General features: G+C 67.8%; 18 protein-coding genes, 1 tRNA gene and 1 pseudogene. 12 read left to right on the top strand and 8 right to left on the bottom strand.

The genetic code is table 11. The features are described 5' to 3' along the window. The first annotated feature begins 63 nt into the window (after positions 1–63). The 9 genes from ACIRJP_RS32050 (at position 64) to menC (ending at position 12,010) form a co-directional block, all read left to right on the top strand. Positions 64–1,644 carry a serine hydrolase domain-containing protein gene (locus ACIRJP_RS32050; RefSeq protein WP_404181709.1) on the top strand — a complete coding sequence of 527 codons (1,581 nt, stop codon included), beginning with the start codon at positions 64–66 and terminating at the stop codon, positions 1,642–1,644. A gap of 95 nt (positions 1,645–1,739) precedes the next feature. Continuing rightward, entirely contained in the window at positions 1,740–3,332 is a 1,593-nt protein-coding gene (locus ACIRJP_RS32045; protein WP_404181706.1) for an ABC transporter substrate-binding protein, read from the top strand. Continuing rightward, positions 3,333–4,271: an ABC transporter permease gene (locus ACIRJP_RS32040; protein WP_404181703.1), complete on the top strand. Its 939-nt coding sequence runs from the start codon at positions 3,333–3,335 to the stop codon at positions 4,269–4,271. Continuing rightward, a complete protein-coding gene (locus ACIRJP_RS32035) occupies positions 4,268–5,143 on the top strand; it encodes an ABC transporter permease (protein ID WP_404181700.1) in 876 nt (291 codons plus the stop codon). The genes ACIRJP_RS32040 and ACIRJP_RS32035 overlap by 4 nt, the downstream gene beginning before the upstream one ends. Next, positions 5,140–6,903, top strand: coding sequence for a dipeptide ABC transporter ATP-binding protein (locus tag ACIRJP_RS32030; RefSeq protein WP_404181697.1), 1,764 nt, complete (start codon positions 5,140–5,142; stop codon positions 6,901–6,903). The genes ACIRJP_RS32035 and ACIRJP_RS32030 overlap by 4 nt, the downstream gene beginning before the upstream one ends. Further along, positions 6,896–8,446, top strand: coding sequence for an amidohydrolase family protein (locus tag ACIRJP_RS32025; protein WP_404181694.1), 1,551 nt, complete (start codon positions 6,896–6,898; stop codon positions 8,444–8,446). The genes ACIRJP_RS32030 and ACIRJP_RS32025 overlap by 8 nt, the downstream gene beginning before the upstream one ends. A gap of 29 nt (positions 8,447–8,475) precedes the next feature. Then, a complete protein-coding gene (locus ACIRJP_RS32020) occupies positions 8,476–10,041 on the top strand; it encodes a PucR family transcriptional regulator (protein ID WP_404181691.1) in 1,566 nt (521 codons plus the stop codon). Beyond that, the gene (locus tag ACIRJP_RS32015; protein WP_404181688.1) at positions 10,038–10,904 is read left to right on the top strand and encodes a GNAT family N-acetyltransferase; all 867 of its coding nucleotides are present in this window, start codon (positions 10,038–10,040) and stop codon (positions 10,902–10,904) included. The genes ACIRJP_RS32020 and ACIRJP_RS32015 overlap by 4 nt, the downstream gene beginning before the upstream one ends. Continuing rightward, positions 10,901–12,010 carry an o-succinylbenzoate synthase gene (gene menC, locus ACIRJP_RS32010; RefSeq protein WP_404181685.1) on the top strand — a complete coding sequence of 370 codons (1,110 nt, stop codon included), beginning with the start codon at positions 10,901–10,903 and terminating at the stop codon, positions 12,008–12,010. Before ACIRJP_RS32015 ends, menC begins: the two co-directional genes overlap by 4 nt. A 171-nt stretch (positions 12,011–12,181) precedes the next feature. On the opposite strand, the gene ACIRJP_RS32005 is transcribed toward menC, so the two are convergent. Further along, positions 12,182–13,084: a transketolase family protein gene (locus tag ACIRJP_RS32005; RefSeq protein WP_404181682.1), complete on the bottom strand. Its 903-nt coding sequence runs from the start codon at positions 13,082–13,084 to the stop codon at positions 12,182–12,184. A gap of 37 nt (positions 13,085–13,121) precedes the next feature. Continuing rightward, entirely contained in the window at positions 13,122–13,832 is a 711-nt protein-coding gene (locus ACIRJP_RS32000) for a transketolase (RefSeq protein WP_404181679.1), read from the bottom strand. 126 nt (positions 13,833–13,958) lie between these two features. On the opposite strand from ACIRJP_RS32000, the gene ACIRJP_RS31995 reads away from it, so the two are divergent. After that, positions 13,959–14,032 (top strand) — tRNA-Pro (locus tag ACIRJP_RS31995). Positions 14,033–14,130: 98 nt separating this feature from the next. Here the strand turns inward: ACIRJP_RS31995 and ACIRJP_RS31990 are convergent. The 4 genes from ACIRJP_RS31990 to ACIRJP_RS31975 all read right to left on the bottom strand — a co-directional run bounded on the left by ACIRJP_RS31990 (position 14,131) and on the right by ACIRJP_RS31975 (position 17,583). Next, a complete protein-coding gene (locus ACIRJP_RS31990) occupies positions 14,131–15,000 on the bottom strand; it encodes a tyrosine-type recombinase/integrase (RefSeq protein WP_404181677.1) in 870 nt (289 codons plus the stop codon). Between the two features lie 880 nt (positions 15,001–15,880). After that, positions 15,881–16,183, bottom strand: a complete 303-nt coding sequence (locus ACIRJP_RS31985) for a hypothetical protein (protein ID WP_404181674.1) — start codon at positions 16,181–16,183, stop codon at positions 15,881–15,883. A 180-nt stretch (positions 16,184–16,363) separates the two neighbouring features. Then, positions 16,364–17,284: a LysR family transcriptional regulator gene (locus tag ACIRJP_RS31980; protein ID WP_404181671.1), complete on the bottom strand. Its 921-nt coding sequence runs from the start codon at positions 17,282–17,284 to the stop codon at positions 16,364–16,366. A gap of 47 nt (positions 17,285–17,331) precedes the next feature. Further along, entirely contained in the window at positions 17,332–17,583 is a 252-nt protein-coding gene (locus ACIRJP_RS31975) for a hypothetical protein (RefSeq protein ID WP_404181792.1), read from the bottom strand. Between ACIRJP_RS31975 and ACIRJP_RS31970 the strand changes: the two are divergent. Continuing rightward, positions 17,473–17,715 (top strand): annotated as a pseudogene (locus ACIRJP_RS31970) (PHP domain-containing protein); the annotation flags it as partial. The gene ACIRJP_RS31975 and the pseudogene ACIRJP_RS31970 sit on opposite strands and share 111 nt — an antisense overlap. Positions 17,716–17,747: 32 nt before the next feature. Beyond that, entirely contained in the window at positions 17,748–18,527 is a 780-nt protein-coding gene (locus ACIRJP_RS31965; RefSeq protein WP_404181788.1) for a hypothetical protein, read from the top strand. A gap of 289 nt (positions 18,528–18,816) precedes the next feature. On the opposite strand, the gene ACIRJP_RS31960 is transcribed toward ACIRJP_RS31965, so the two are convergent. Next, positions 18,817–19,638: an SAM-dependent methyltransferase gene (locus ACIRJP_RS31960; protein ID WP_404181668.1), complete on the bottom strand. Its 822-nt coding sequence runs from the start codon at positions 19,636–19,638 to the stop codon at positions 18,817–18,819. Positions 19,639–19,751: 113 nt separating this feature from the next. Continuing rightward, a complete protein-coding gene (locus ACIRJP_RS31955; RefSeq protein WP_404181665.1) occupies positions 19,752–21,023 on the bottom strand; it encodes a cytochrome P450 in 1,272 nt (423 codons plus the stop codon). Between the last annotated feature and the right edge of the window lie 7 nt (positions 21,024–21,030).

The following is a 21,030-nucleotide window of genomic DNA, read 5'->3' as shown; positions in this document are numbered from 1 at the left end:
GCATGCAGACTTTGCCGGTTGGGACAATCCTTCTGAGCAGTCGGAGCTGCGAGTCTGTGCCGCATGGACATCTCAACGAAATTGTCCGAGCTCGTGGGCTTGGCGGTGCGTCCGGGAGACCCGGGACTGGCCATCGGGATCTACACCGACGGGAAGCTGATCCACCAGGCATCGGCGGGGCTGGCGAGTGTGGAGTTCGAGGCGCCGATCGACACCCGCACACGGTTCGACATCGCTTCCATGAGCAAGCAGTTCACTGCCACGGCGGCGTTGCTGCTGTGCCGGGACGGGCGACTGTCTCTGGACGACGACATCCGGACCCACCTGCCCGAACTGAAGTTGGCGGTACCGGTGACCGTCGGACAGTGCCTGCGGCACACAGGCGGTCTGCGGGAGTGGTTGGCTCTGACAACGATCGCCGGCCGCCCGCTGACCCGGATCACCCAGGATCAGACGCTGGCCTTCGTGGCAGGGCTGACTGAGGTCAACTTCGAACCGGGGACCGAGTTCTCCTACTCCAACACGGGTTACGTCCTGGTCGCCTCGCTCGTGCACCGGCTCACCGGCCAAACGCTGGGGGAGTTCACCACGGACCGGATGTTCACGCCGCTGGGCATGACCGAGACCATGTTCCGCGAGAACAGCCAGGAGCCGTTGCCGCGATTCGCTTACGGGTACGACGTCACAGGCGATGCCGTCCGGCGCGCCGACACCGAGGAGTCCGCGGTCGGCGATGGCGGCCTGGCCACCAGCGTCGCCGACCTGGGTCCGTGGTTCGGATTCCTGCAGGACGGCCGGGTTCTGGGCGTCGACATCCGCGACGGGCTGTTGCAGCAGGTCGACTCCGCGGACGGAGAGGAGTGGCCGTACGCGCTGGGTCTCTACCACACGACGATCGCGGGCCACCCGGCGTTCGGCCACGCCGGCGGCGTCCCCGGGTACCGGTCTCAGCTGCTGTTCATGCCGGGCTCCGACCTCGGTGTGGCGTTGCTGAGCAACAACTCGTCGATCAACTCCACGAAGCTGGCCACCCAGGTGCTTCGGCTGGCCGCCGGGCTGCCCGAGGACGATCCCATCGAACTGGTGGCGGACCCGGTGGCCGGCGAGCCCGCTGCCCAGCTGACGGGGGACTGGCTGGATCCGCAATCCGACCTCACCATCCGGATCGACGCCGTGGGCAACGGACGGATCAAAATCCGTGGTGGGTCGCCCACCGGCGAGTTCGCGCCGGCTGTCGACGGAAGCTGGCAGGGCTTGGAGGACAGCGCCGCCTTCTGGGTGCAGGCGTCGGCCGGCACCGTCCGGATCGGGTCGGTGTATCGCCCGGGCCGAGCCACGGAGTACTGGCGTTGTCCACCCTCGGTTGCCGGCCCCACGCTGCCGCCGGCCGTCTACCGCAGTCCCGAGCTGGGCATCCTGGCGACAGTCACCGCGGACGGCAAGCTCGCGCTCGGCCTGGAGTTCGTCGAGACGATCGAACCGGCACCGGACGGTGCGTTCAGCGCAGGCGGCCTGATCAGCCTGCGTCCCAGCGGTGACGACCTCCTGATCAGCACCCACGGCGTCCACCGGATGCGCTTCGTCAGACAGCCTGACGACACCGCCCCCGTGGGTCTTCCCCCCGGCCTCGACGTCGCCACCTGACAGCCCCCACCCACTGCTCACTCTCCGCCGACCGTCCCAACGTGTCCCTCACCGGCGTCCACTTCACCCGATCCATCCCACGACGAGGACTCCCCATGACTCCAACGCTGCTAAGCCGCCGGACGGCCTGCGGGCTGCTCGGCGGTGCTCTGACCGGAAGCCTGCTGCTGACCGGATGCGCCACGACGGCCGGCAGCAGGGCAGGCGGCCCGGACACGCTCACGATGGCAACCACGAGCCCGCCGAACGTGCTGGACGTCGCCCATGGCTTCACCGGTCCGGGCACCCTGGTGCAGTTCGCGATCCTGGAGTCGCCGGTGACGAGGGACGAGAACGGCAAGGTCATCCCGCAGTTGGCGGAGTCGTGGACCGAGCCGAACCCGGTCACGTACGTGTTCAAGCTGCGCAAGGGCGTGGTGTTCTCCGACGGCTCTGCGATGACCGCCGAGGATGTCGCGTTCTCACTGTTGCGGCACACCGACCCGAAGGTGGCCTCCGAGGCGGCGAGCATGGTGACCGCCGTCAAGTCGGTGCGGGCCACCGGCCCGGGCGAGGTCACCGTCGTGCTGAAGTCCCCGACCCAGACGTTCCTGCCGAACGCAGCTGTGGTGTGGCAAGTGGTGCCCAGGAAGCTCGCTGCGGCGCACCCGCAGGACCTGGGTACGCCGGCCGTCGGGACCCTGGGCACCGGGCCGTACAAGGTCACCAAGTTCTCCAGCACCGAGGGCATCACCCTGAAACGCAACGAAAAGTACTGGGGCCCCAAGCCGGCCATCGGCACGGTGAAGGTGACCACCATCACCGACCCGGAGACGCTGCGGTTGGCTGTCTCCTCCGGGGAGGTGGACGGGACCATCCAAGTTCCGCCGCGTGATACCCGCAAGTGGGCCCCTCTGAAGAACGTCAAGACCCGGTTCTATGCCGGAAATTCGATCGCTTACCTCGCCCTCAACGTCAAGTATGCGCAACTGTCGGACGTACACGTCCGCAGGGCCATCGCGCACGCGGTGAACCGGGAGGCGATGCAGCGGCTGGTGGTCGGGGACAAGGCAGCACCCGCGACCACGATCCTGACCCACCCGATGCTCAAAGCGCTCTACGGGGACGGCTTCCAGAGCGCGATCGACCAGTTGCCCCAGTATCCGTACGACCTGGCCGCGGCCAGGTCGGAGCTGGCGAAATCCAAGTACCCCAACGGCTTCGAGCTGCCAGTCAACTACAGCAGCGGTAACAACACGGCCGACGCGATGCAGGCGCTGGCGGCAGACCTGGCCAAGATCGGCATCAAGCTCAAGCCCAACCCGTTGCCCGACGATGCCTACCGCGCCAAACGGATTCGACACGATGGACTCACCCTGGGACTGAGCGACCTGGCCTACGCCACCCCGGATCCGGGCGAGCTGCTACCGGACCTGGTGTCCAGCGTCGGGGCGAAGCCCTACGGCTTCAACTTCGCCCGGTTCTGGACCCCCCAGCTGGACGCCAAGGTGAACAAGGTGCTCGGCCTCAAGAACGGCGAGGAGCGCAAACAGGCAGTCACCGAGATCCTCACCGAGACCGCCGAGCAGGCGCCGTACATCCCGCTGTACAGCGTGGACTCCGGGATCGCGCTGAACAAGCGGTTCGCCGAGAACGTCGGGGTGTGGACGCTGAACATCTTCACCGAGATCAAGCCCGCGGGGGCCTAGATGAACACTGCCAAGTTGGTTGCCCGGCGGTTGGCGTCCGCCGTGGTCCTGCTCGGGGTGATGTCGGTGCTCACCTACGGGTTGCTGTCCCTCACCCCGGACGGACCCGTGCAAGCGCTGCTGGGTGATCGCCCGTCGACCCCGCAGACCATAGCCGCGATCCGCGCGCAGTACCTGCTGGACGAGCCGTTCCCGGTGCAGTATTGGCACTGGCTGAGTGGTGTGCTGTCGGGTGACTTCGGATCCTCGGTATTCGCCAGGCAGCCGGTGCTGTCGGTGATCGCCGAGCGCCTCCCGGTGACCGCCACGCTGGCCGGCTACGCGATGGTGCTGACCCTGCTGCTCGGAATTCCGGCGGGCATGGCGGCCGGGCTGCGCCGCGGCAAGCTGCTCGACCAGGGCATCACGCTGGTCACGCTGGTCGCGCTGTCCTTCCCGCCGTTCGCGCTGGGTCTGCTGCTGCTGTACGGCTTCGCCGTCGCGCTGGGCTGGTTCCCGACGTACGGGGGCGGGGATCTGAGCCACTACATCTTGCCGGCGATCGCGTTGTCGCTCGGTCAAGCGGCTGTACTGGTGCGGCAGACCCGCGCCGCCACCCTTGATGTCGGTGCCCAGGACTACGTCACGTTCGCCCGGGCCCGGGGCCTGAGCCGGATGCGGACCTGGGGAAGCTACTCCCTGCGCAACGCCGCTCTGCCCGTGCTCACCGTCACGGGACTGCTGGCCGCAGCGAACCTGACCGGAGCGGTGTTCGTGGAACAGACCTTCAGCTTGCCCGGGCTGGGATCGCTCCTGGTGCAGGCGGTAGACCAGAAGGACATCCCATTGATCCAGGCATTGGTACTGCTCGGTGGCGCAGTGGTCATCGGGGTGAACCTATTGGTGGACTTGATATACCTGGTGGTCGACCCCCGGGTCCGACACGGAGCCCCCGCATGAGCGCGGCGACGACGACCCTGTCGGGCGTCCGAGAAGGTGGCCGGCGGCCCAGGCTCGCCGGCGGCCGCATCCTGACGGTGACAGCGCTGCTGGCGCTCGCGGTCATCGTGCTGGCCGCGGTCCTTGGAAACTGGCTGGCTCCGCACGACCCGGCGCTGCAGAACGTCGAGCTGGGCCCCAGTGGCCCGAGCGCGACCCACCTGCTCGGTACAGACGATCTGGGCCGTGATGTGGTGTCCCGGCTGTTGGCAGGCGCCCACACCGCGTTGGTCGCCCCGGTGTTGATCGCCCTCGGGACCACCCTGCTGGGTACCACCCTCGGCCTGCTCGCCGGCTACCACCGCAGCTGGCTGGACGCGGTCCTGATGCGACTCAGCGACCTGTTGTACGCGCTGCCCGGGCTGCTCATCCTGATCGTCCTGGTGGGCATTGCCGGCGGCGGAACCACGATCGCCGTGCTCGCACTCATCGTCCTGGGCGCCCCGGTCGACATCCGGATCATCCGCAGCCTGGCACTGGGCCAGCGGGAGCTGGCGTACGTCGATGCCGCCCGTACTCTGGGCCTGCCGGACCGGCGGATCATCTTCCGGCACCTGCTGCCCAATCTGGCGCCGACTGTGACAGCCAACCTGCTGCTCAGCTTCGTCAGTGCGTTGGTGGCGCTGACCGGGCTGTCGTTCCTGGGAATCGGACTGCCGGCGGGCACGCCCGACTGGGGCCTGATGATCCAGGAGAACCGCACCCTGCTGGACCTCAATCCGTGGGCGTCCGTGGCACCGGCATTGCTCATCATGATCACCGCCATCGCGGCGACCCTGCTGGGCGACAGCATCTTCGAACGGCTCAGCGCCGGGAAAGGCGTTCCGGAATGAGCGAGCTGCTACAGGTGGACGGGCTCACGATCACCCTCGGGGACCGGCGGATCGTCGACGACATCGGCCTCACCGTCGGACCCGGCGAAACCGTCGGACTGGTCGGCGAATCGGGCAGTGGCAAGTCCCTGACTGCCCGGGCGATAGCCGGACTGCTGCCCCCGCCACTGATGGCCCACGGCTCGGTGCAGCTGTCCGGGACAGAACTCGTCGGGGCGCGGGAGAAGGCGCTGCGCAAGGTGCGGGGCCGACGCGTCGGCCTGCTCATGCAGGACCCGTTCGCCCAGCTGAACCCGCTGCTGACCGCAGGTGCACACATCGCCGAGTCGCTTCCTCGTGGTGCCGGCCGCGACCGCGCCGAGATCACCCGCCGACTCGCGGAGGTCGGCATCAACAACCCGCACGTGGCCCAGCAGTACCCATTCCAGCTGTCCGGCGGGATGCGGCAACGGGTGGCGATAGCGGCAGCGCTGGCCGGGGATCCCGAGCTGCTGATCGCCGACGAGCCCACCACAGCCCTCGACGCCACCATTCAGCACGAGATCATGCAGCTGCTCGCCAGGATTCAGGCGGCCCGGGGGATGGCCGTGCTGCTGATCACGCATGACCTGCGAGTCGCGTTCGCGCTGTGCGACCGGGTCCAGGTGATGTACGCCGGTCGGGTGCTGGAGGCGGGCCGCAGCCACACCGTCGCCGCTGCCCCGAGCCACCCGTACACCGCCGGGTTGATCGGCGCGCTTCCAGCGGTGGAACGCACCTCCATGCAGCTGGTAGCCATTCCCGGCTCGGTGCCGCGCGCGGCCGACGTAACGGATCGGTGTGCGTTCGCCGACCGGTGCCGACAGCAACAAGACGATTGCCTCACCGGTCGTCCACCGCTACGAGAGGTTGCGGCCGCCCACCGCACGGCTTGCCGGTACGACGTGCAGCCGTCCGCGCCCCTGACCATCGACGAGCCGATCGCGGTCAAGCCTGCGAAGTCGTCGGGCGGCCCCCTCCTACTGGTCGAGGGATTGCATAAAAGCTACGGCAGGGTGAAGTCACTGGACGGTGTCGACCTCCGGATCGCCCCGGGCGAGCGGCTGGGATTGGTCGGCGAGTCCGGCTCCGGCAAGACGACCCTGGCCCGGTGCCTGCTCGGCCTGGTCGAAGCGAGCAACGGGCGGATCCTGCTGGACGGCACGGATACGACCCGGCTGCGACGACTGTCCACGAGCCAACGGCGAACTGCACGGACCCTGGTGCAGTGTGTGTTCCAGGATCCGTCCACCTCGCTCAACCCGGCGATGACGGTTGGCGCCACCCTGGCAGAGGCGGCCGGTCAGGCACGGCCCGAGGACCGTCTCCCCGTCGGCGAGCTGCTCGAGCTGGTCGGCATGCCACCGGCGTACTCCGGGCTGCGGCCGCACCGGCTGTCGGGCGGCCAGAAGCAGCGGGTGGCGATCGCGCGTGCGCTCGCCGTGCGTCCCGCGCTCTTGATCTGTGACGAGCCGACCGCCTCGCTGGACGTGTCGGTCCAGGCCCACATCCTGGAACTGCTGCGTCGCATCAATACCGAACTGGGCACCGCCCTGCTGTTCATCACGCACGACCTGGCTGTGGTCAGACAGATCACTGACCGCATCACAGTGCTACTGCACGGCCAGGTGGTCGAGTCGGGTGACACCGAAAAGGTGCTCGATTCCCCCACCCACGAATACACCCGACGCCTCGTGGCCTCCGTGCCACCGGCGCCGACCGGAAAGGCAGCCCATGCATGACCTGATCATCTCCGGCGGTGAGGTCCACGACGGATTCGCCTCCACGCCGGTCACCGCCGACGTCGCCATCACCGCCGGCCGCGTCACTGCCGTAGGCAAGGATCTCGGGGCAGCCAGACGGACCATCGACGCGGCCGGCCTGGTGACGGCCCCCGGGTTCGTCGATCCGCACAGCCACTCCGACAGCGTTCCGTTCCTGCCCGACGCGCAACCCTTCAAGCTGCTGCAGGGCGTCACCACGGAGGTCGTCGGCAACTGCGGCTTCTCGATGGGACCGGCAGATCCCGAGACCGCCGGGCTGAGCCCGATCCAGCTGGGCGAGCAGACGTTCAAGACCTTCGCGGACTACCTCGATGCCGCGGAGGCCGCCGGGCTGAGCAACCACTTCGCCCCACTGGTCGGCCACAACACGCTGCGGCTGGCGGTAGCCGGCATGGAGAAGCAGTTGCCGCCGGGGGGCCTGGACCGGCTGTACGCGCTCACCGACGAGGCCTTCGCAGCCGGGGCTCGCGGACTGTCCAGCGGTCTCGAGTACGTGCCCGGCGCGTACGCGGACCTGGCCGAGCTCACCGCCCTGGCCCGGATCGCGCGCCGGTACGACGGGGCATACGCCACCCACAGCCGCAGCGAGAGCGAGGGGCTGGCCGATGCACTCGACGAAGCGGTCGCGGTCGCCAGAGCAGCCGGGATCAGGCTCCAGGTGTCGCACTGCAAGGCTTCCGGCCGCGCCGTCCACGGCGCGGCCCGGCTGATCCTGGACAAGCTGGCCGAGGCCCGCCGCATTGGCGTCGACGTACGTGGAGACCAGTACCCGTACCAGGCCTTCTGCACGAGCCTGTCAGCGATGCTGCCTCCAGAGGCCTGCGAGGGCAACGTGGACGCGCTGCGCGCCAGACTCTCCGATCCGGTGACCCGGGCGGCGCTCAGAGCGACGGCCGAGGGGCCGGGGCCGGGGATCGGCGTCGGGTTGTGGCGGGAGATCCACCCGGAGGACATGCAGATCCTGCGGCACACCGATCCGACGGTGAAGGGGCGTCGGCTCGCCGAAGTGCTGGCCGGACGAGATCCATGGGATGTGCTGTGCGAGCTGCTGATCGCCGACCCGCACGCGTTTGTCGTCTGCCACACCATGGACGAAGGTGATGTACTGGCGATCATGGCCGATCCGTTGGTCGCCATCGGCTCGGACAGCGACATCCCGATCGGTCCCAACCATCCCCGGACCTTTGGCACCTTCCCCACCTTCCTCGGCAGCTATGTACGTGACGGCGGTGTGGTGGACCTGCCCGAGGCGATCCGGAAGGTCACCTCCGCCACCGCGAGCCAATTCGGGCTGTCCGACCGCGGCTGGATCGGCCGCGGCTCCGTCGCGGACCTGGTGGTCTTCGATCCTGCGCGGATAGGCCACGCCGGGACCTATGAGAATCCCGAGCTGCGGCCGACCGGCATGGCGCATGTGTTCCTGGCTGGTGAACAGGTGATCGTCGACGGTGAGTTCACCGGTGAGCGACGGGGCCGGATGCTGCGATCGGCGAGGCGATGACAGCCCCGGCCGGGATCACGCTCGGGGTCGTGCTCGACAGCCTGGGAACCGAAGTCGTACGACCGCTCGCGCTGCCACAAGGCCGGTCGGTCGCCATCGGTGCGCCCACGATCTATGACACCGACGCCCCCACGACGGGGCTGACCGATGCGATCGTACTGGTACCCGGCCGACTGACCGCCGACGTACTGGAATGGGCCGCCAAGCAACACGCCATGGCGGTGGTCATGCGAGCCGGCACCACGGACACGGCAGCACTGACACAGGCTGCCGAGCGGACCGGGGTGGCGCTCCTGGAACGCAGTACCGAGATTTCCTGGGGACAGCTCTACACCTTGATCGACGCGCTGCGTGCGATCACGAGCCCGGTATTCGAGCCGAACGGCCATCGATCCGTCGACTTGTTCGCCCTGGCCAACGACATAGCCGTGCGCGCCGGTGGCGCGGTGGCGATCGAGGATCTGTCCATGCGCGTGCTGGCCTACTCCACGGTCCCAGGTCAGCTGGTCGACGACCCGCGTCGTGACGGCATCCTCGGCCGCCGGGTGCCGGACCATCCGACCCACACCGAGGAGTACGCCGCCGTCCTGCGGTCCGATACCGCGGTATGGAGCTACGAGCCGAAGGAGTACCGGCCGCGACTCGCCATCGCAATACGAGACGGTGGTGAGGCGTTGGGCACCATCTGGGTGCTACAGGGTGATGAACCATTGGCAGAGGGGGCGCCAGACGTCCTTGCCGAGGGTGCACGGCTGGCCGCGCCCCACCTGGCCCGGGTGAGCCTCGCGGCGGATGCCGAGCGTCGGCAACGTGTGGAGCGCCTTGGCTGGTTGCTCCGAGGCTTGGGAGTGACCCGGGAGCTCGCCGACTCGTTCGGGATGCGCTTCGATGCCCCGGCGACCGTGCTGGTGATCGGCCGCTCCAGTAATCCGGCCGACCACGCGCGAGGAGTGTCGCTGGATTCGGCCGCGGAGCACGTCGGAGACCTGCTGCGGATGGGACTCTCGGCGTACCGGCTGGGAGCCGCCGCAGGAGCGCTGGACGGTCAGGCCGTGGCAGTGGTCGACACTGCGTCCGACGCGCCCGTGATCCAGCTGATCATTGCTACGGTGCTGGCTCGGGCGAGGGACACCCTGGGCGGCGGCTGGCGGGCCGGGATCAGCCGCACCCTTACCGGCCTTGCCGACATACCAACGGGGATGAGTCAGGCCAGGCAGGCGCTCAAGGTGGTGTGCGGACCGTTCGGCAAGGCGGAGATCGGACGGCACGACGAGCTGGCAGCCTCGATGTTCCTGCGCGACGTCTACGAGGCGCTCCGGTACCGCCCGGCCCTGGACGCGGAGCCGCTGTCGACGGTGCTCGACCACGACGCCCGGCACGGAACGGACTACGAGAAAACGCTGCGTTGCTGGATCGCCGAGCACTACGACGTGCCACGGGCCGCCGACGCCTTGACGCTGCACCCCAACACATTGCGCCACCGGTTGCGCCGGCTGGCCGAGCTGATCGACATCGACGATCCGGACCTGCGATTGGCGCTGGCGCTGCAGCTGCGGCTACGGCTGCCGGACATCGGCACAAAGGAGGCCGAGTGAACTTGGGCCTGGACGCCAATGGTTCGGAGCGGTCCGCCAAGCAGACTCGTCACATGGTCGAATTTCCATCCGCCGTCGCGGAGCGGCTAGACGTCCGGATCCAGTTGCTTCGGACCGTCCCCGAACTTCAGCAGGCCGAGGCGTTGCTACGTGCCGTGTGGAACACCCCGGACACCGCCGAGCCACCACTGGCTCTGGACGTGATGTGCGCGCTCGCGCACACCGGCGGCTACGTCGCGGCGGCGTACCTCGGGACGGCGATGGTCGGCGTGACCGCCGGGTTCCGAACCGTCGGAGACAGCCTGCACTCGCACGTGGCCGGCGTGGTACCGGCAATGCATGGGCGTGGGATCGGCGCGGCGATGAAGTCGCACCAGCGGGAGTGGGCTGCCGAGGCGGGCTTGTCGTCGATCTCATGGACGTACGACCCGCTGATCCGCCGCAACGCCTACTTCAACCTGCACAGGCTCGGGGCGGCCGCAGAGGCGTACTTGCCTGACTTCTACGGGCCGTTGGACGACGGCATCAACGACGGCGACGAGTCCGACCGGCTGTTCGTCAGTTGGCCGGTGCACGCGACGTCGCATACACCGGAGCCGTTGCCGAACCTGGCCGCTGCGGTGCCCGTACTCGAGCCGGACGGCAACGAAGAGCCAGTACTGGGCGCCGCGACCGGCGGCGTACTGCGTTGTGCCACCCCGGCGGATGCGGAGTCCTTGCGGCAAAGGGATCCAGCCTGCGCCCGGCGCTGGCGGTCCGCGATGCGCGAGGCGCTCGGTGGCGCCTTGGAGAACGGTTATCGGGTCGACGGGTTCGTCCGGTCGGGCTGGTACGTCCTGCAACGAAAGGAAGTGTCGAAATGAAGCTGCAGCAGGTGGAGTTGCGTGAGGTGGCCCTGCCCTTGGTCTCGCCGTTCCGGACCTCACTGGGCACCCAGGAACACCGGAACTCGTTGCTGGTCAAGGTGACCACGGTCGAGGGAGCCGTCGGCTGGGGCGAGTGTGTGACCGACGACGACCCGACGTACAGCGCGGAGTACCTGGCCGGGGCCCGGGAGGTGTTGCGTTCGTTCCTGCTGCCCCGGTTGTTCCCGACACCCGAGCTGACTGCCGCGCTGGTGCCCGAGCTGCTCCGGCCGATCAGGGGGAATCCGATGGCCAAGTCGGCGGTCGAGATGGCAGTGCTGGACGCCGAACTGCAGACCGCCGGCATCAGTCTCGCCCAGTACTTCGGGGCGACGCGGACCGAACTCGCAGTCGGAGTGTCAGTCGGCATCATGGACACCGTCGACGAGCTGATCAGTGCCGTCGACGGCTATCTCAGCGCGGGCTACGCCCGGGTCAAGCTGAAGATCGAACCAGGCTGGGACGTCGAGCCGCTGCGAGCGGTGCGGGAGACGTTCGGCCCGGAGACCCCCTTGCAGGTGGATGCCAACACCGCCTACAGCGCGGCGGATCTGCCCCACCTGCGACGGCTCGACGACTACGGGCTGACGCTGATCGAGCAGCCGTTCGCCCCGGACGACCTGCTCTCGCACACCCGGCTGGCAGCCCGGATGGACACCCCGATCTGCCTGGATGAGTCGATCACCTCGGCCCGGGACGCGGCCACCGCCATCCGGCAGGAGGCGTGCTCGATCGTGAACATCAAGCCCGGCCGGGTCGGCGGATACCTGGAGGCCCGCCGGATCCACGACCTGTGCCTGGCCAACGGCGTACCGGTGTGGTGCGGCGGCATGCTGGAGACCGGGCTTGGCCGGGCAGCCAACCTGGCGCTGGCCGCACTCCCGGGCTTCACCCTGCCCGGTGACATCTCGGCCACGGCCCGCTACTACAGCCGCGACATCACTGCCCCCTTCGTCCTTCACGATGGCCACCTGACTGTTCCCACCGGCCCAGGAATCGGCATCGTCCCCGACCCCGACGCCCTGCAAGCCGCCACCACCTCCACAGAACTCCTCAGTGCCTGACCAGCCGACGGAGGTACGCTCACGAACGCTGACGCCGACCGGCCGGCCTTCCTGCTGGTCCACGGAGCCTGGCACGGCGCCTGGTGCTGGGACCCCGTACGACGGGCCCCTCCGCTCCGCCCCCTCCGCTTCATCCTCCGCGTCCTCAGCCCCTCCGCCTTCTCCGCCCCCTCAGCGACCGAGGAAGCCGCCCATCCGCTCCCGCAGTCCCCGCGCGTCCAGCCCGTGCGCGGCGAGATGCTCGTCCATCTCCCCGTACTTGCGCAGCTCGGCCCGCCCGACGCCGAGCCCGAGCACACGGTGCGGGAGATCCGCCAGCGCGTCATTGGCGGCGGCCGTCGAGGTGCCCGCCAGATACGGCTCGACGATCACCACGTCCGCGACCCCGTGGCCACCGACCGCCCGCCGCAGCCCGGCGCCGTCGAACGGGCGCACCGTCGTCGCGTACAGCACGGTCACATCGAGCCCGTCGGTCGCGGCGAGCACGTTGTCGAGCATCGGCCCGACCGCGATCACCACCCCGCCCGCACCCTCCCGCACCGCGGTGAACCCGCTCCCCGGGGCGACCGGCCGCGCCCGCTCGTTGGACTGCACCGACAACCGTACGTACACCCGGCCGTCCCCGGCCGCGGCCCGCCGCAGCAGCTCCTCGGCCTCGTCCGGGTGGCCCGGCACATGGACCGTCCAGCCGTCGAGGGTGTCCAGGAGCGCGACATCGCCCGGCGACATATGGGTGAAGCCGCCGGCCGGCCAGTCGTACGAGGCTCCGGCGCTCACCAGCACGCCACCCACCCCCTGATGGCCGAAGTCGAGTTTCACCTGCTCGAACGGCCGCTCCACCAGAAAGCTGGCGAAGGTGTGCACGATCGGACGCATTCCGGCGAGCGCCATCCCGGCACCCGCTCCGACCAGCAGCTGCTCCCTGATTCCCACATTGACCACCCGGTCCGGATGGGCTCGCGCGGCGGGGCCGAAGCCGTCCCGGCTGATCTCTGCCAGGACCAGGGCGAGGCGCGGGTCCTCGTCCAGCAGCTGTGTCGTGGTGGCGATGAAGCGGTCACGCATCGTGTCCATTTGAAAGGTCCCTCTCTCCGGTCCTCGAGCGGTGTGTTCAGTTCTTCGGGTCGACATGCACGACCACGGCCCTCGGCCGCCCGGGGTGCGGCGCGGTGAAGGCGGTGTACAGCGCCTCGTGGTCCCGCCCGTCGACGGAGTCGACCGACCAGCCCGCGGCCTCGAACCGGGCAGCGATCCCGCCGGGCCGGGCGTACGAAGCCGAAGCGTTGTCGATCACCACGGTGTGCAGCTGCTCCAGCCCGGCCGGTCCCGCGAAGGCGAGCGCCTCGTGGTTGCTGCCCTCGTCCAGTTCGGCGTCGCCGATCAGCACCCACACCCGCGGATCGGTGAGTCCCTGCGCCCGCAGCCCGAGCACGCTGCCCACGGCCAGCGGAAGCCCGTGCCCCAGTGACCCGCTTCCGATCTCGGCCCCCGGCACCAGCATCCGGTCCGGGTGGTGACCCAACGGTGAGTCGTACGACCCGAACCCCGCCAGCAGCTCCTCCCCGAAGAATCCGCGCGCGGCCAGGACCGCGTAGTACGCCATCGGCCCGTGCCCCTTCGACAACAGGAACCGGTCGCGGCCGGGCGCGTCGACGGTTTCGGGCGTCACCCGCAGCACCCGGTCGTACAGCACCCAGATGGCGTCCAGGGTGGAGGTCGCCGCGGGGCCGTGCTTCTCGTCCCCGGTCATCCGGCTCATCAGGTTCATCAGGCGGTTCATGGAGTGGTGGTCGCGCGCCGGTGCGGCGGTGGTGTTCGTCATGCGACCAGCGTTGAACATCAAGCTCGGTTGAGGTCAAGCGGTAAAGGCGTTCGTGACCACCCTCCCGAGTGCGGTATTGTTCTCATGCGCGTTCGGCCAGGAGGAAACCCCAGGTCAGGCGGGCATCGGGACGTGGCGCAGCTTGGTAGCGCACTTGACTGGGGGTCAAGGGGTCGCAGGTTCAAATCCTGTCGTCCCGACTGGAGACAGTCGCAGGTCAGGGCCGGTTTCGGAGCAATCCGAAACCGGCCCTTGATCATTTCTGGGGACCAGTTGGGGACCAGCGTCCTTGACCGGGTCAGCGGGTCATGGCGATGGGGCTCGGTAGCGAGCGCGGTGCGCGTAGCACGCTGAAGTGGGCCGAGAGCGCTGCCCCGGCCGCGGTGATCTTGTGGATATCCGGGTGCAGGTAGCGCTGGGTGGTGAGTGATCCGTGGCCGGCGATCCTGCGAAGGACGTGTACTTGGACCCCGGCGTCGGCGAACCAGGTCAATCCGGTATGCCGGAGGTCATGGCGGCGCAGATGCTCGTAGCCGAGCCTGGTGACCACGTCGTCCCAGTGGGTCGCGTCGCGCAGGACGGCGGTGGAGATGCCCCCGCCTCGCGGGCCCGTGAACAGGCGGGCGTCGGGATTGGGGCCGGCGGACAGGATGCGCTGGGCGACGAGGGGGCGGATCTCCTCGACGATAGGAACCTTGCGGGCCCGCTTACCCTTGTTGCCTTTATCGGTCAGCCCACCGGGCGCGGGTGTGGTCTGACGCCGCACGGTCCAGATCCACTGGGTGGTGTCGATGTCTCCGACGCGGCATCCTGAGATCTCTCCGATCCGTGCGGCGGTGCACGCGGCGTCTTCGGCCTGCTTGTAGAGTTTCTGCCAGCCAGTCACCCGGGCGGGGTTCACCTTGATGATGCCGTCGCGAACTGCCTGCTCCATGACTCGGACCAGGACGGCGATGGTGTTCTTCACTGTTGAGCGGCTGTGCTCGTCGGCGATCCAGTTCCGCACGGTGCGGTCGACAGCACCGTTGGTGATCATCCGGACCGCGAGATGGCCCAGGGCGGGGACGACACGCATCCGCCAGCCCGCGAGATACGGGTCGAGTGTTTTCAATTCCAGGCCCCGCAGGGCAAGATCCATGTTCGCGTCACCGTATTCGGCGAGTTTCATGGTGGCGAGCGACGGGGACAATCCTGCCTCCGGGGCCTCGATGATGGACTGAAGCCACTCCTGTGCTTCGTCCTCCGGAGGGTGGATACCGCTGGCGATGTGCTTCGTCGTATGCGTCAGCGGTCGCGTACGCGACTGGGGTATCAGAGATTGTGCCCTTTTTCATGTTTTCCCGATGACGCACCATGTGGAGTGCGTGGCGATCCTTGAGCCGGTGGCTAAGGGTTCCTGACCTGCGGTTTTGCCCGCGCGTTAAGTGCAGTGGGGGCGTTGCAGGCGATATCTTGACGCTGAAATGACGCTCGTTCTGATGAGGCGTCAGGTGCATGTTGGGCACGTCAGGCGGCGTCAAGGCTGCGAGTGACGATGCAACGCCGAGGGCTGGAGACGCTCAATGCGGAGTCGCCGGGTCCTGTAGATCAGAAGTCCCGGAAGAGACCAGTGAGCGCTGTGACCTGCGATGTCTGGCCGTCGCAGGTCGTTGACCTGCATGAATGCCCTTTCGGTTGTTTCACGCTCGTACTGGTTGATGCGGCCGGAAGTCCCAGGAAAGTCCCAGAGAACCCCCACGGGCAGGAGCCGCTCTTTCTGCTCTGTACAGGGCATGCGAGTGCGCTGTGGGTTGGTGATCGTGGATCGATGGTCTGACCCGAATGAACGGCGACGCGCACTGCTCGAACGGCTCGCAGCCGGTGATGAGGCTCCGGTCGCCTGGGCACTGGGGCATTGGCGGTCGGCTTATGCCTTTGCGTAATCGAGGGCTGTAGGGTCAGTCGGAGTGGCAGGTAGGCGCTCGTGAAGGTCACCGAGGATGGCCTCTCGCCAACGGCCGCGGGGCCTCGGGCATTGGTGGAGGCCGCCGCCCTCAGGTGCACGCTCCTCAATCGTCGTGACGGCGCAGGGGCGGCACGGGGAGCCGGGTGAGGAGCGGCGGGTGGGGAACCTGACGGCACCGAGGACGCGGACGGTCGACCGCCGGGCGGAAGTGGCAGAGATCGAGCGGCTGTTCACCGACGCCTCCGCTGGGGAGCCGACGCGGCTGATCACGCTGACCGTGGTCGGCGGCGTGGGCAAGACGAGGGTGGCGCTGAACGCCGCCGCCGCGCTCCAGCCCCGCGTCCGCGACGGGGCCTGGCTGCGGGAGCTGCTGCTGGTCCTCGACACCTGCGAGCACTTGGTCCACGACTGCGCGCTCGTCGCCGAGGCCCTCCTGGGGGCCGCGCCTGGCCTGCGCATCCTGGCCACCAGCTGCGCAATTCCGAGATTCGGGGAGGGGAGGATAGATGCCCGTTGCATGATTGGCATTGGGAAGGCGTGGACCTGGCGGAGCTATGAGGCGCGGTCGGGGCTCGGTTGGCTGGGGCTATTCCGGGGCCCAGATACCGCTGTTGGGGCGCCCGGGATACGCGGCAGTGAGATGGTTACGGAGCGTGGCCAGGGCTGGGTGGGTATTGTCGGTACGCCACACCAACTGGCCGGGGTAGACGGGGGTCGGATCCACCAACGGGATGCGGCGCAGTGCGTGCCTGACGGGCCACACCAGCCGCGTCTCCTGGCCGACGAAGGTGGCCACTGTTGAGGAATCCGCGATGGTGTCGAAAATCATCTCGATGCCGAAGTCGAGACCGATCGTGTCGATGGTGAACCCGAACTCGGCGGCGAGCCGGTCGTAGTAGGCCGTCCACTCGGAGCCGGGGGAGTTGCCCGGCATCCAGATGTGGTGGCCCGCGAGCTGTGCAGGAGTGACCGAGCGGGCCTTGGCGAAGGGGTGGCCGGGCCCGGTGAACAGGTGGAGAGGCTCGTCCAGTACGCGGGCGGACTCGACGTCGTCGGGGAGTGGCTGGTCGAGGAAGGTAACCGCGCGGACCGTCGCGTCGATGACGCCGGAGCGCACGGCCTCGACCGCCTGGGCGCCGCCGTGCAGTGTGACGATGTCGAGCGCAGTGTCGGGATGCGCCTCGCGGAAGGCGCGCAACAGCCCGACCGTAGCGACCTGCCGGTGTACGACGTCCACCCGCAGCGCCCTGCTACCAGGGCGCACGGAGGCCGCCGCGCGCTCCATGGAGTCCAGGAGTGCCCGAGCGTGCGGCAGGAGCGCCTGGCCGTCGATGGTGAGACGCGTGCCACCGGGGGCGCGCACGAAGAGTTTTGCGCCCAGGGAGTGTTCGAGGGCTGTGACTCGTTTGGATACGGCTTGCTGCGTCACCGAGAGGTCGGCCGCGGCTTTCTGGAACTGCCCCGCGTCGGCTACGGCGACGAAGGTGCGTACGGCGTTGACGTCCACGATCGCTAGCGTACAGGTACAACTTGTCGCTTCTGTAAGGTGGTTGTCTATTCTTTGATCTTCCCTCCTTGCAAGGCTTTCATGACGCCAAACCGAAATCCTTCGACCATCTGCACAACCACACCGAGTACTCGCTGCTCGAAAGTGCCCTGTAAATCGCGCCTGGTCGCCGATGTCGCCCCCAGCAGATGCCCGCTATCGCCATGAGTGATCACGGCAACATGTTCGGAGCGTACGAGTTTGCGCAGGTCGCCAAGGGCTACGACGGCATCAACCCGAGCATCGGCATCGAGGCGCATGTGGCTCCTTCGTCGCGCTTCTCGTGTAAGCAGGAGTTCTGGGGGTTGGGCGGGCGCCGCGCCATGAGCGAGTTCGGAGAAGGGTCCAAAGACGTCTCGGGAGGCGGGCGCTTGACGCATATGTCGATGTGGGCTCAGGGTGCCGGACATCTACGCAACCTCTTTTGGTTGGGTACCCAGGCCAGTTACAAGAAAAGGGGCAGCTCCCGGCCGGCCAGCCCCTTACGGACCGTGATCTCATCGCCGAGCGGCCCGGCATCATCATCGACACCACCGGCTGCACATCTGGGGAGATCCAGGCCAGGCCGCGCCTCGACCAGTACGAGGCGGCCAGGAAAGCGGCCGCTGCTCACCAGGAGATGTTCGGCCACGAGAACTACGGCCTCGAGCTGATGGTCCACTGCCTGGACACCGAACGCGACGTCCGCGACGCCCTGTTGCGACTCGCCCGCGACCTGCATATCCCGCTCCTGGCCACGAACGATGCCCACTCGCCACCGAGGTCCAGGCCGATGCCCACGACAGCCTGCTCTAAAAAGGTGCGCTGCCTGCTGCACGAGGGCGAGGAGCTGCAGACTCACGCCGAACAGCTGGCGATGGGCGAAGAGGTCGAACCGCGCGTGGGGCTGGAGGCCCTGTGCCCTCTCCCGCCGGTGTTGGAGATGCGCAGAGGCTTCTTCGCGGGGTGCCCGCAAAGACGACTGCCCCTGCAGTTGGAGACGGTCACCGGACCCTGTGAGCGGCGGTTGGAGGACGACGCCGCCCTCATCGATCACCGCCCCCAAAGCGACGTGCGTATGGAATGGATAGATCTCGGCCTCGTCGCGCTGGTCCCTGTTGTAACGCCCGGTTCCCGGACCTTCCCTCCAGACACCGACATCACACCGCAGCGGATGCAGGCCTCACTCAGTGCATGGTCCGAGAAGCAGCTCACCAGGCCGTGACCGCCGAAGCGTGGGCCAAGGCCCGCCCGTGGGAGCAGCGTGCGAACAGCAGGCTGCCGCCTGTCGGCGTACCCGAGGTTCACGTGTACCACGACACTGCCCAGCCCAGCCCCGCGCTGAAGTCGCCGCCGCAGCCGGTCGACGACGTCCCGGCCGCACCGGTGGCCCCGTCGTGCGACCCCCGCTGCAGTCGCCCTGAGCGGCGACTGCAGCGGGCGGTTGGCGCGGCTGATCCCCGATCCGGTTGGGTGCCATGCACGGCGGTATGGATGGCGTGTTCTACGCGCAGTCAGCTTGGCTTGGACGCGACGATGATGGCGAAACCGATCTCCGGTGTGGCTATGAACTGATTCATTCCCGCGTCCATTTGCGAGGCCAGTTCCCCAGGTGCGAGCGACTCGGTATGCCCTTCGGCCCGGGCGGCGTGTGTCCGGCCGATGGCGTCGAATGTCGGGCGGGTGGTGTCCTCCGAGATATCCGTCAGCTCGGTGAGGACAAGACCGCTGTCACTGAGGAGCTTCGGGTAGTCCTCCAGAGGGAGCAGTGCAGCAACGTTTCCGACCTTCCAGTACTCCTCCAGGGCGGCGTTCTGCTCCTCGGTGAGGGGGACCCGCTGCACCAGGTTGGCGATGGCCAGACGTCCGCCCGGGCGGAGCACGCGTGTGATCTCCTTTAGGACCCGGGACTGGTCTGGCATGTGGAACATCGACTCGAACAGCCAGGCCGCGTCGAGTGTGTCCGCTTCGAAGGGGAGGCTCATCACGTCGGCGAGCTGGAAGGTGAGCTTGTCCTGCAGGCCCTCTGTCTTGGCGAGCTCTGTTGCCAGTTCGACCTGCCGCGGGCTGATGTCCACGCCGACGACGTAGGCACCGGTGGCTCGCGACAGGTCCGCAGCGGGACGGCCGGCGCCACAGCCGACGTCCAGAACCCGCTGCCCGGGACCGACCGACAGCTTGCTGATCATGAATTCAGTCATCTGCCGGGAGGCCTCCTGCATGGAACTGTTTTCCGGCAGGCCATGCCAGTAGCCGAAGTGGAGGCTGCCACCTAGATCTGCACTGATCAGTTCGGTGGCTAGGTTGTAGTACTCCGCCACGGTGGCGGCGGTCACGGCGTGGTCTCCACGGATCAAGGGGTTCCTCCAGATATCCGGGTCAGTGTCAGGGGGCTGGGCTGGGCAGAGAAGCGGCAGGCGGGACGGCCACGGCTGCGAAGGCGGGTTGGTCAGATTGGAGTCGGCACGCTCTCTGCGGTCCTGCGGTGCGATCTTGGGGTGGGACGAAAGAGCACGGGCAGCGACCTGGTGCTGCGGGTCACCCCGGGCGGGTGGACGACCACGCCGCCAGGATTCAGTTGCAGTTCAGGTAGCCTTGCCACCATCTCGGAGGTGGCCACCTTCAGCATGCTCTTCGCGAAGTTGGCGCCCATGCACCGGTGTGGTCCGGCCCCGAACGCCAGGTGTGCGTTGGGTTTGCGATGAATGTCGAACCGTGCGGGTTCCGGAAATACTTCAGGGTCGCGATTGCCGGAAGCCCACAGGAGGAACACTCGCTCACCGGCCGGGATGACCTGCCCGCCGACCTCGACGTCGCGTGTGGTGACGCGGGTCAGACCGAAGGAGATCGAGCCATAGCGCAGGAGTTCCTCGATGGCCATCTCGACTGGTGCTTCGGGTCCCTGGAAGTAGCGGCGGAGCGAGGGGTCCTCGATGAGATGCATGGCGATCGCACTGATGCTGCTTGAGGTGGTTTCCATGCCCGCCAGGACGAGGAGGATCAGGGTGTTGACCTTTTCCTGGAGGCTCAGGGGCTTGCCGGACACTTGCCCGTGGAGCAAGGCGTCGGTGACATCGTTGATGCGCGGGCGATCCAGCCGCCACTGGAGGAAGCCACGGGCCCACTCGTTCAGATCGGCGAAGGCCTTGTTCTGCTGCTCGAGCAGACTTTCGCCCCCAGCGCCCGACTGTTCGTCCAGGTCCTCGAACGACACCACCCTGTGCACCAGTCGCCTGGTGAGTTCCACCTGATCCACCGGCACCCCAAGAAGCACCTGGAACAGGGACGTAGGGACGAACTGCCAGGCGAAGTCCGTGGCGAGATCGCACTCCCCTCGCTCAACGAACTGATCCATCAGGTCCACGGCGATGCTGCGCATGGCGGGTTCATGCCGAGCCATGGCCGCGGGTGACATCGAAGGGTTGAGCATGCGGCGCCACTCGCGGTGCACGGGAGGATCGACCTCGATCGGTGCGAGTTTCGGCACGTCGGGGTTGCTGGGAATGGTCACTCCCTGGGCGGATGTGTAGGTCTCCCAGTCCTTGTTGGCGCGTAGCACCTCTTCATGGCCGGTGATGACCCAGAATCCCCCCTGGGCGGTACTGCGCAGCACTGGGCCCTTTTGTCGCATGCGTTCCACCACAGCCCAGAACAGATCGGAGTCGTCGGCCAGGCGTGTGTCCCAGGGGTCGAAATTCTCGGCCAGTTCGTTGATGTCCACCACGTGC

The organism is Streptomyces sp. NPDC102437, assembly GCF_044765565.1.
In the GTDB taxonomy this organism is placed as follows: domain Bacteria; phylum Actinomycetota; class Actinomycetes; order Streptomycetales; family Streptomycetaceae; genus Streptomyces.
The sequence above is the reverse complement of the archived record's forward strand: the minus strand, read 5'-3'. Positions and strand labels throughout refer to the sequence as shown.